Annotated in this window: 8 protein-coding genes; all 8 read left to right on the forward strand. The window is 44.4% G+C overall.

Features of this window, described 5'->3' with window-relative positions; genetic code table 11:
- Positions 1–30 precede the first annotated feature (30 nt).
- On the forward strand, positions 31–3756 hold the full coding sequence (locus HMPREF9180_RS08285; RefSeq protein WP_006146079.1) for a phosphoribosylformylglycinamidine synthase: 3726 nt from the start codon (positions 31–33) through the stop codon (positions 3754–3756).
- A gap of 306 nt (positions 3757–4062) precedes the next feature.
- On the forward strand, positions 4063–5505 hold the full coding sequence (gene purF / locus HMPREF9180_RS08290; protein WP_006146080.1) for an amidophosphoribosyltransferase: 1443 nt from the start codon (positions 4063–4065) through the stop codon (positions 5503–5505).
- Positions 5506–5720: 215 nt separating this feature from the next.
- Entirely contained in the window at positions 5721–6743 is a 1023-nt protein-coding gene (purM, locus tag HMPREF9180_RS08295) for a phosphoribosylformylglycinamidine cyclo-ligase (RefSeq protein ID WP_006146081.1), read from the forward strand.
- On the forward strand, positions 6743–7297 hold the full coding sequence (gene purN, locus HMPREF9180_RS08300) for a phosphoribosylglycinamide formyltransferase (protein WP_006146082.1): 555 nt from the start codon (positions 6743–6745) through the stop codon (positions 7295–7297). Before purM ends, purN begins: the two co-directional genes overlap by 1 nt.
- Before the next feature lie 75 nt (positions 7298–7372).
- Entirely contained in the window at positions 7373–8920 is a 1548-nt protein-coding gene (gene purH, locus HMPREF9180_RS08305) for a bifunctional phosphoribosylaminoimidazolecarboxamide formyltransferase/IMP cyclohydrolase (RefSeq protein WP_006146083.1), read from the forward strand.
- A gap of 121 nt (positions 8921–9041) precedes the next feature.
- Positions 9042–10307, forward strand: coding sequence for a phosphoribosylamine--glycine ligase (gene purD / locus HMPREF9180_RS08310; protein WP_006146084.1), 1266 nt, complete (start codon positions 9042–9044; stop codon positions 10305–10307).
- Between the two features lie 180 nt (positions 10308–10487).
- The gene (gene purE / locus HMPREF9180_RS08315; protein ID WP_006146086.1) at positions 10488–10979 is read left to right on the forward strand and encodes a 5-(carboxyamino)imidazole ribonucleotide mutase; all 492 of its coding nucleotides are present in this window, start codon (positions 10488–10490) and stop codon (positions 10977–10979) included.
- Positions 10966–12039 carry a 5-(carboxyamino)imidazole ribonucleotide synthase gene (purK, locus tag HMPREF9180_RS08320; RefSeq protein WP_006146087.1) on the forward strand — a complete coding sequence of 358 codons (1074 nt, stop codon included), beginning with the start codon at positions 10966–10968 and terminating at the stop codon, positions 12037–12039. Before purE ends, purK begins: the two co-directional genes overlap by 14 nt.
- The last annotated feature ends 10 nt before the right edge of the window (positions 12040–12049 follow it).

Genomic DNA, 12049 nt, shown 5'->3' on the forward strand with positions numbered 1-12049 from the left:
TTTTTAGTAGAAATAAATAAAGGAAATAAAATGGATAAACGTATTTTCGTTGAGAAAAAAGCTGATTTTCGTGTGAAATCGGACTCTTTAGTAAAAGAATTACAGCATAATCTTCAGTTGAAAACCTTGAAGGATCTTCGTATTGTTCAGGTATACGATGTCTTTAATTTGGCAGAGGACTTGTTTGGGCGTGCAGAAAAACATATCTTCTCTGAACAAGTGACCGATACTGTTTTAGATGAAGCTGCGGTTAAGGCTGATCTTGAGAAGGTTGCTTTCTTTGCTATCGAAAGCTTACCTGGTCAATTTGACCAACGTGCGGCCTCTTCACAAGAAGCTTTGCTGTTGCTTGGTAGTTCAAATGATGTGACGGTTAATACCGCGCAACTTTACTTGGTTAACAAGGATATTGCTACTAATGAATTGGAAGCTGTCAAAAACTACCTCTTGAACCCAGTGGATTCTCGTTTCAAAGATATCACTGTTGGTATTGCGAAACAGGATTTCTCTGAGTCCGACAAGACTATTCCAAACTTGGATTTCTTTGAAACTTATGTGGCTGAAGATTTTGCTAAGTATAAGGCAGAGCAAGGATTGGCCATGGAAGTGGATGACCTTCTCTTCATTCAAGATTACTTTAAGTCTATTGGACGTGTGCCAACTGAGACTGAGTTAAAGGTTTTGGATACTTATTGGTCCGACCACTGCCGTCACACAACTTTTGAGACAGAGTTGAAAAACATCGACTTCTCAGCTTCTAAATTCCAAAAACAATTGCAAGCGACTTATGACAAGTATATCGCCATGCGTAATGAGTTGGGACGTACAGAAAAACCTCAAACCTTGATGGATATGGCGACTATTTTTGGTCGTTATGAGCGTGCCAATGGTCGTTTGGATGACATGGAAGTGTCTGATGAAATCAATGCCTGCTCTGTTGAAATTGAAGTGGATGTCAATGGTGTCAAAGAACCATGGCTTCTCATGTTCAAGAACGAAACTCACAACCACCCAACGGAAATCGAACCATTTGGTGGAGCGGCTACTTGTATCGGTGGTGCCATTCGTGACCCATTGTCAGGACGTTCCTACGTTTACCAAGCGATGCGTATCTCAGGTGCTGGTGATATTACAGCTCCAATTTCAGCGACTCGCGCTGGTAAATTGCCGCAACAAGTCATTTCTAAAACAGCGGCTCACGGTTATTCTTCATATGGGAACCAAATTGGTCTTGCAACAACTTATGTTCGTGAATACTTCCACCCAGGTTTCGTTGCTAAGCGTATGGAACTAGGTGCTGTTGTCGGTGCGGCTCCTAAGGAAAATGTTGTCCGTGAAAAACCTGAAGCAGGTGATGTGATTATCTTGCTCGGTGGGAAGACTGGACGTGATGGTGTCGGTGGTGCGACAGGTTCTTCTAAAGTTCAAACGGTTGAATCTGTTGAAACAGCTGGTGCTGAGGTTCAAAAAGGGAATGCCATCGAAGAACGTAAAATTCAACGTCTTTTCCGTAATGGGGAAGTGACACGTCTGATCAAGAAATCAAATGACTTTGGTGCTGGTGGTGTCTGTGTGGCTATCGGTGAATTGGCAGATGGTCTTGAAATTGATCTAGACAAAGTGCCATTGAAATATCAAGGCTTGAACGGTACAGAAATTGCCATCTCTGAATCTCAAGAGCGTATGGCTGTAGTGGTTCGTCCAGAAGACGTAGATGCCTTCATTGCAGCATGTAACAAAGAAAATATTGATGCAGTTGTCGTTGCAACAGTAACTGAAAAACCAAACCTTGTCATGCACTGGAATGGTGAAACAATCGTTGATTTGGAACGTCGTTTCCTTGATACAAACGGTGTACGTGTGGTCGTAGATGCTAAGGTGGTTGACAAGGATGTCAAGCTTCCAGAAGAACGTCAAACATCTGCTGAAACACTTGAAGCAGATACTCTTGCAGTCTTGGCTGACCTTAACCATGCCAGTCAAAAAGGTTTGCAAACCATCTTTGATAGTTCAGTTGGTCGTTCAACAGTCAATCATCCACTTGGTGGTCGCTACCAAATCACACCAACTGAAGCTTCTGTACAGAAATTGCCAGTTCAACATGGCGTGACAACAACTGCCTCTGTCATGGCGCAAGGATTCAACCCTTATGTAGCAGAATGGTCTCCATATCATGGTGCTGCTTATGCGGTTATCGAAGCAACTGCTCGTTTGGTTGCTGCTGGTGCAAACTGGTCTAAGGCTCGTTTCTCTTATCAAGAATACTTCGAGCGTATGGATAAACAAGCAGAGCGTTTTGGCCAACCAGTATCAGCTCTTCTTGGATCAATCGAAGCTCAGATTCAACTTGGTTTGCCGTCTATCGGTGGTAAAGACTCTATGTCTGGTACTTTTGAAGAATTGACAGTACCACCAACCTTGGTTGCCTTTGGTGTGACAACAGCAGATAGCCGTAAGGTCCTTTCTCCGGAATTTAAAGCTGTTGGTGAAAATATCTATTACATCCCAGGTCAAGCTTTGACACAGGAAATTGACTTTGATCTTATCAAGTCTAACTTTGCTCAGTTTGAAGCCATCCAGGCAGACCACAAAGTCACAGCAGCATCAGCGGTCAAATATGGTGGTATCCTTGAAGCTCTTGCACTTGCAACGTTTGGGAACCATATCGGTGCCACTGTAAGCCTTGAAAATATTGAGACTGCTTTGACAGCTCAATTAGGTGGATTCATCTTCACATCTCCGGAAGAGATTTCAGGTGTTGCCAAGATTGGACAAACAGCAGCTGACTTTACACTTACTGTCAACGATGTAAGGCTTGATGGACACAAACTTGACAGTGCCTTCCAAGGTAAATTGGAAGAAGTTTACCCAACGGAATTTGCACAAGCAATTGAGTTGGAAGAAGTTCCTGCTGTGGCATCAGATGCTGTCATCAAAGCTAAAGAAACAGTTGAGACACCAGTGGTTTACATCCCAGTGTTCCCAGGTACTAACTCTGAATACGATTCAGCTAAGGCCTTTGAAAAAGAAGGTGCGAAAGTCAACTTAGTACCATTTGTCACACTGAATGAAGAAGCGATTGTCAAGTCTGTTGACACCATGGTTGACAATATCGGAAAAGCTAACATTATCTTCTTTGCCGGTGGATTCTCAGCAGCGGATGAACCAGATGGATCAGCTAAATTTATCGTTAACATCTTGCTTAACGAAAAAGTGCGTGCAGCCATTGATCACTTCATCGAAGGTGGTGGTTTGATCATCGGTATCTGTAATGGATTCCAAGCTCTTGTTAAATCAGGTCTTCTTCCATACGGTAACTTTGAAGATGCAAGCAGTACGAGTCCAACTCTCTTCTACAATGATGCCAACCAACACGTGGCCAAGATGGTAGAAACACGGATTGCCAACACCAACTCACCATGGCTTACAGGCGTGGAAGTTGGTGACATCCATGCCATCCCAGTATCACACGGTGAAGGTAAGTTTGTCGTGACAGCTGAGGAATTTGCAGAACTTCGTGACAATGGTCAAATCTTTACCCAATATGTTGACTTCGAAGGCAAACCAAGCATGGACTCTAAGTACAATCCAAATGGTTCTGTTAATGCGATTGAAGGTATCACAAGTAAGAACGGTCAAATTATTGGTAAGATGGGACACTCAGAACGTTTCGAAGACGGTCTTTTCCAAAATATTCCAGGAAATAAAGACCAATATCTCTTTGCATCAGCGGTTAAATACTTTACTGGAAAATAGGCTTTGCAGATTTTCTAATAGATAACCATCAGTAAATGTAAAATCAAGTAGATCTAACTTACGACAATTGTAAATGATTTATTGTTGCGAGTGAAACGAGCTTCTGCCGTATCATTCCGCTCTAGTATCGTTAAGGGAGTATTTGAGACTTTGGCTCAAATACTAGCTCGAAAATTTCCTGATAGACTTTCTGTTTTTTCGTCGGCATTTATGACGACTATGAAAAAATTAGAAAATCATCAAAGAAAGTTGAGAGCGTCCCTACTACTTAAGGAATGATACACAAATGAAAATTAGGTATATAAAATGACATACGAAGTAAAATCTCTTAATGAAGAATGTGGAGTTTTTGGAATCTGGGGTCATCCAGATGCCGCTAAATTAACCTATTTTGGGCTTCATAGTCTACAGCACCGTGGTCAGGAAGGGGCAGGAATCCTCTCCAACGACAACGGGAATTTGAAACGCTATCGAGATATGGGTCTCTTATCAGAAGTCTTTAAAAATCCTGCTAATTTGGATAAATTGACAGGAACAGGTGCTATCGGGCACGTGCGTTATGCGACGGCGGGAGAAGCTTCTGTAGACAATATCCAACCTTTCCTTTTCCGCTTTCACGATATGCAGTTTGGGCTAGCACATAATGGAAATCTGACCAATGCCGAATCGCTCAAGCAAGAATTGGAACAAAGAGGAGCAATTTTCAGCTCAACTTCTGACTCAGAAATCTTAGCTCACCTCATTCGCCGTAGCCACAATCCAAACTTGATGGGTAAAATTAAGGAAGCACTCAGTCTGGTTAAAGGTGGTTTCGCTTATCTTTTGATGTTTGAAGATAAGTTGATTGCAGCCCTTGACCCAAACGGCTTCCGCCCTCTTTCTATTGGGAAAATGGCTAATGGAGCTGTTGTTGTTTCTTCTGAAACCTGTGCTTTTGAAGTGATTGGTGCAGAGTGGGTACGTGATGTGAAACCAGGCGAGATTGTCATTATTGATGATAGTGGTATCCAGTATGATAGCTACACAAACGATACTCAGTTGGCTATCTGTTCCATGGAGTATATCTACTTTGCCCGTCCTGACTCAAACATCCACGGGGTCAATGTCCATACAGCTCGTAAGAGAATGGGGGCTCAATTGGCGCGTGAATTCAAGCATGAGGCGGATATCGTAGTTGGGGTACCAAATTCCTCACTCAGCGCAGCTATGGGCTTTGCGGAAGAATCTGGCCTGCCAAATGAAATGGGCTTGATTAAAAACCAATACACTCAACGGACCTTTATCCAGCCAACTCAAGAGTTGCGCGAGCAAGGGGTTCGGATGAAACTCTCTGCTGTTTCTGGAGTCGTGAAAGGCAAACGCGTTGTCATGATTGATGACTCGATTGTGCGAGGAACAACATCTCGGAGAATTGTTCAATTGTTGAAAGAAGCAGGGGCAACGGAAGTTCACGTTGCTATTGGAAGCCCAGCGTTAGCTTATCCTTGTTTTTACGGGATTGATATTCAGACGCGTCAGGAGCTGATTGCGGCTAATCATACGGTTGAGGAAACTTGCCAAATCATTGGGGCAGATAGCTTAACCTATCTCTCTATCGAGGGCTTGATTAATTCTATTGGGATTGAAACAGATGCGCCAAATGGTGGTCTTTGTGTCGCGTACTTTGATGGGAAATATCCAACTCCTCTCTATGACTATGAAGAAGAATACCGTAGAAGTTTGGAAGAGAAAACAAGTTTTTACAAATAAAATTTCCCATTGAAGGAACGGAAAAGGAATAAACAAATGACGAATAAAAATGCTTATGCTCCACGTCTCACTACTGACTAAAAGCTAAAGCATTTGTCAGTAGACGCTTTCTCCTATGGGACCAAAGCTAGAGACCTGACTAGTATTTTTAGATAAAATAATTGTTTACCTAAAAATACGTCGCAGTCTTTCTCAAAAAAGAAAAGGATTAAAAAATGACAAATAAGAATGCATACGCTCAATCGGGTGTGGACGTTGAAGCGGGTTATGAAGTTGTTGAACGGATCAAAAAACACGTAGCACGTACAGAGCGTGCGGGTGTTATGGGAGCTCTAGGTGGCTTCGGTGGTATGTTTGACCTTTCAAAAACGGGTGTCAAAGAGCCTGTTTTGATCTCAGGGACGGACGGTGTCGGTACTAAACTCATGCTGGCTATTAAGTACGATAAGCACGATACAATTGGTCAAGACTGTGTGGCTATGTGTGTTAACGATATTATCGCTGCAGGTGCGGAGCCCCTTTACTTCCTTGACTATATCGCAACTGGTAAAAATGAACCAGCTAAACTAGAACAGGTCGTTGCTGGTGTGGCTGAAGGATGTGTGCAAGCTGGTGCAGCCCTTATCGGTGGTGAAACGGCTGAAATGCCTGGTATGTATGGTGAAGACGACTATGACTTGGCTGGATTTGCTGTTGGTGTTGCAGAAAAATCTCAAATCATCGACGGTTCAAAAGTAGCAGCAGGCGATGTGATTTTGGGGCTTGCTTCAAGCGGTATCCACTCAAATGGTTACTCACTTGTTCGTCGTGTCTTTGCTGATTACACAGGTGAAGAAGTTCTCCCAGAACTTGAAGGCAAGAAACTCAAAGACGTTCTTCTTGAACCAACTCGTATCTACGTCAAAGCGGCTTTACCACTCATCAAAGAAGAATTGGTGAATGGAATTGCCCACATCACAGGTGGTGGTTTCATCGAAAATGTACCACGTATGTTCGCGGATGACTTGGCTGCTGAAATTGACGAAAGCAAAGTGCCTGTTCTTCCAATTTTCAAAGCCCTTGAAAAATATGGCCAAATCAAACACGAAGAAATGTTTGAAATCTTCAACATGGGTATTGGTCTCATGCTTGCGGTGAAACCAGAAAATGTGGAACGTGTCAAAGAACTTCTTGACGAACCGGTTTATGAAATCGGTCGAATTGTGAAGAAAGATGGTTCAAGTGTGGTGATTAAATAATGGCTAAAACGATTGCTGTATTTGCCTCTGGCAACGGCTCAAACTTCCAGGTGATTGCAGAACAATTTCCAGTAGAATTTGTCTTTTCAGATCACCGTGATGCCTATGTCTTAGAACGTGCCAAAAATCTTAGTGTGGCGAGCCATGCCTTTGAACTCAAGGAATTTGACAATAAAGAGGCTTATGAAGAGGCTATCGTCAAACTCTTGGATGAAAACCAGATTGATTTGGTTTGTTTGGCCGGTTATATGAAAATCGTCGGTCCAACCTTGCTAGCAGCTTACGAAGGCCGTATTATCAACATTCATCCGGCTTATCTTCCAGAATTTCCAGGTGCCCATGGTATTGAGGATGCTTGGAATGCAGGTGTTGCTGAGAGCGGTGTGACCATTCACTGGGTGGATTCTGGAGTTGATACCGGAAAGGTTATCAAACAAGTCCGTGTGCCACGTCTTGAAGGGGATACCCTTGACACGTTCGAAACCCGCATCCATGAAACAGAGTACAAGCTCTATCCAGAAGTGTTGGAGAGTTTGGGCGTTGCACGAAAATAAGGAAGCACAAGAGCTGAAAGATAATTTTTGACTGTAGCAGAGAAAGAACTTTTTTAAAAAAGGAAAAGAAAGAAAATGACTAAACGCGCACTAATCAGTGTCTCAGACAAAGCGGGCATTGTCGAATTTGCCCAAGAACTCAAAAAATTTGGTTGGGACATCATCTCAACAGGTGGGACCAAAGTTGCCCTTGACAATGCTGGTGTTGATACCATTGCAATTGATGATGTGACTGGGTTCCCAGAAATGATGGACGGTCGTGTGAAGACTCTCCACCCAAATATCCACGGTGGTCTCCTCGCTCGTCGTGACCTCGATAGCCACCTTCAAGCGGCCAAGGACAATAATATCGAATTGATTGACCTTGTTGTGGTCAATCTTTACCCATTCAAGGAAACCATCCTTAAACCAGACGTGACTTACGCTGACGCGGTTGAAAACATCGATATCGGTGGTCCATCTATGCTTCGTTCAGCAGCCAAAAACCACGCTAGCGTAACAGTTGTAGTAGATCCTGCTGACTATGCTGTTGTGCTTGACGAATTGGCAACAAACGGCAAAACCACTTACGAAACTCGTCAACGGTTAGCAGCGAAAGTATTCCGTCACACAGCGGCGTATGATGCTTTGATTGCGGCATATTTCACTGCTCAAGTGGGTGAAGAAAAACCTGAAAAACTCACTTTGACTTATGACCTCAAGCAACCCATGCGTTACGGCGAAAACCCTCAACAAGACGCAGACTTCTACCAAAAAGCTCTTCCAACGGAATACTCCATTGCATCCGCTAAACAGCTGAATGGTAAAGAATTGTCCTTCAACAATATCCGTGATGCTGACGCAGCGATCCGTATCATCCGTGATTTCAAAGAACGTCCAACTGTTGTAGCTCTCAAACACATGAACCCATGTGGAATCGGTCAGGCTGACGATATCGAAACAGCTTGGGACTACGCTTATGAGTCTGATCCAGTGTCTATCTTTGGTGGGATTGTCGTTCTCAACCGTGAGGTGGATGCTGCGACAGCTACGAAAATGCACGGTGTTTTCCTTGAAATCATCATTGCACCAAGCTATACGGACGAAGCGCTTGAAATCTTGACAACTAAGAAGAAAAACTTGCGTATCCTTGAATTGCCATTTGATGCTCAAGATGCTAGTGAAGCAGAAGCAGAATACACCGGTGTTGTTGGAGGTCTCCTCGTTCAAAACCAAGACGTGGTGAAAGAAAGTCCAGCTGACTGGCAAGTGGTAACCAAACGCCAACCAACTGAGACAGAAGCAACAGCTCTTGAATTTGCTTGGAAGGCTATCAAGTATGTCAAATCAAACGGTATCATTGTGACTAACGACCACATGACACTTGGTGTTGGTCCTGGTCAAACCAACCGTGTGGCTTCCGTCCGTATTGCTATTGACCAAGCTAAAGACCGCCTTGACGGCGCTGTTCTTGCTTCAGATGCCTTCTTCCCATTTGCAGATAACGTAGAAGAAATCGCTAAAGCAGGTATTAAAGCGATCATCCAACCGGGTGGATCCGTTCGTGACCAAGAATCCATCGAAGCGGCCGATAAACATGGTTTAACTATGGTCTTCACAGGTGTGAGACATTTTAGACATTAAGAAAACGAAAGGGAAGAAAGCAGTTTCTTTCCTTTTTTTGTTTAAAAAACCAAGCGAAACAAGATTAAAACGAACGTTTGTGGTATAATATTAATAAATAATTCGCATAAGAGGTTGAGAGATGAAACTGTTAGTTGTTGGCTCAGGTGGTCGTGAACATGCGATTGCCAAAAAGTTGATGGAGTCTAAGGACGTTGAGCAAGTTTTCGTGGCGCCTGGGAATGACGGGATGCGATTAGATGGACTTGATTTGGTAAATATCTCTATTTCCGAACATTCTAAGCTAATTGACTTCGTAAAAGTCAACGATATTGCTTGGACCTTTATCGGTCCAGATGATGCCCTTGCGGCTGGTATCGTGGATGATTTCAATGTGGCAGGACTCAAAGCCTTTGGTCCGACCAAGGCTGCGGCTGAGCTGGAGTGGTCTAAGGATTTTGCTAAGGAAATCATGGTCAAATACGACGTTCCGACAGCAGCCTATGGCACATTTTCAGATTTCGAGGAAGCCAAGGCCTACATCGAGGAAAAAGGCGCTCCAATCGTCGTCAAGGCAGACGGCTTGGCTCTTGGAAAAGGTGTCGTCGTTGCGGAGACAGTTGAGCAAGCCGTCGAAGCTGCTCACGAAATGCTTTTGGACAATAAATTCGGTGACTCAGGTGCGCGTGTGGTCATAGAGGAATTCCTTGATGGGGAAGAGTTTTCTCTCTTTGCCTTTGTCAATGGGGACAAGTTCTACATCATGCCAACGGCTCAGGACCACAAACGTGCCTATGATGGTGATAAGGGTCCGAATACTGGTGGGATGGGGGCTTATGCGCCAGTTCCTCACTTGCCACAGAGCGTGGTTGACACAGCGGTTGACACCATTGTCAAGCCAGTTCTTGAAGGCATGATCAAAGAAGGTCGTCCCTACACTGGTGTCCTTTATGCTGGTCTTATCTTGACAGCTGACGGCCCTAAAGTCATCGAGTTCAACTCTCGCTTTGGCGATCCTGAGACGCAAATTATCTTGCCTCGTTTGACATCTGACTTTGCACAAAACATCACTGACATTTTAGATGGTAAAGAGCCAGCCATCACTTGGACCGATAAGGGTGTGACACTTGGTGTGGTTGTAGCCTCAAACGGTTACCCACTCGCTTATGAGAAGGGTGTCAAGCTTCCAGCCAAGACAGAGGGTGACATCATCACTTATTATGCAGGTGCTAAATTCGCTGAAAATGGTCAAGACCTCCTTTCAAACGGCGGACGTGTCTACATGCTGGTCACAACAGCAGACACCGTCAAAGACGGTCAAAACATCATCTACAACGAACTCAACAAACAAAACACAGAAGGCCTTTTCTATCGTACGGATATCGGTAGCAAGGCGATAAAAGATTAACAGAGCGAGCGAAAGCGAGCTAAACGAAGATAATGGTCGTTGTGGTGAGAAGACCAGAACAGTGAATGTTCTGGTCGAGGGAAACTTTGAGACTTTAGGCTCAAAGTTTAGGAATGAAACCAAAGGTTTGCTTCCGTCCCCACCACCTAAGACCATTATCAAAAAAGAAAAGGAAAAATTATGACTAAACCAATTATTTCCATCATCATGGGCTCAAAATCCGACTGGGCAACCATGCAAAAAGCCGCTGAGGTCCTAGACAACTTCGGCGTCGCTTACGAAAAGAAAGTTGTTTCCGCACACCGTACACCGGACCTCATGTTCAAACATGCCGAAGAAGCACGTAGCCGTGGCATCAAGGTCATTATCGCAGGTGCGGGTGGCGCTGCTCACTTGCCAGGTATGGTCGCTGCCAAAACAACCCTTCCTGTCATTGGTGTACCAGTCAAATCACGTGCTCTTAGTGGCGTGGACTCGCTCTACTCGATCGTACAGATGCCAGGCGGAGTACCAGTTGCAACTATGGCTATCGGTGAAGCAGGTGCGACAAACGCTGCTCTCTTTGCCCTCCGTCTTCTGTCAGTAGAGGATCAGGCTATCGCGACAGCTTTGGCGGATTTCGCAGAAGAACAAGGAAAAATCGCAGAGGAGTCTACAAATGAGCTCATCTAAAACAATCGGAATTATCGGTGGTGGCCAACTGGGGCAGATGATGGCCATTTCTGCTATTTACATGGGGCACAAGGTTATCGCTCTAGATCCAGCAGCGGATTGCCCGGCCTCTCGCGTGGCGGAAATTATCGCAGCCCCTTACGACGATGTGGATGCTCTTCGTCAGTTGGCAGACCGCTGTGATGTTCTGACCTATGAATTTGAGAATGTCGATGCTGACGGCCTTGACGCTGTTATCAAAGAAGGACAGCTTCCACAAGGAACAGACCTACTCCGCATCTCCCAAAACCGGATATTTGAGAAGGACTTTCTCTCAAATAAGGCTAAAGTGACTGTTGCCCCTTACAAGGTTGTAACTTCTAGTCAAGACTTGGCAGATATCGATCTGTCGAAAAACTATGTCCTCAAGACTGCGACAGGCGGTTACGATGGCCACGGTCAAAAGGTTATTCGTTCAGAAGCAGACTTGGAAGAAGCCTATGCGTTAGCCGACTCAGCAGACTGTGTCTTGGAAGAATTTGTCAACTTTGACCTAGAGATTTCCGTCATCGTGTCTGGTAACGGCAAGGACGTGACAGTCTTCCCCGTTCAGGAAAATATCCACCGCAACAACATCCTCTCAAAAACCATTGTGCCTGCTCGCATTTCGGAAAGTTTAGCTGAGAAAGCTAAAGCTATGGCTGTGAAGATTGCTGAGCAACTTAACCTATCTGGTACCCTCTGTGTGGAAATGTTTGCGACCGCTGATGACATCATTGTCAATGAAATTGCTCCACGCCCACACAATTCAGGACACTACTCAATTGAAGCCTGTGACTTTTCACAGTTTGACACGCATATCTTGGGCGTTCTCGGAGCACCACTTCCAGCAATCCACCTCCATGCACCTGCTGTCATGCTCAATGTTCTCGGCCAACACGTCAACGCTGCTGAAAAATTTGTGACAGAAAATCCAAGCGCTCACCTCCACTTATATGGTAAACTAGAAGCAAAGCACAACCGCAAAATGGGGCATGTGACTTTGTTTAGTGATGATCCGGATAAGGTTGAGGAATTTTGATAAGGGAATA

Source organism: Streptococcus peroris ATCC 700780 (assembly GCF_000187585.1).
In the GTDB taxonomy this organism is placed as follows: domain Bacteria; phylum Bacillota; class Bacilli; order Lactobacillales; family Streptococcaceae; genus Streptococcus; species Streptococcus peroris.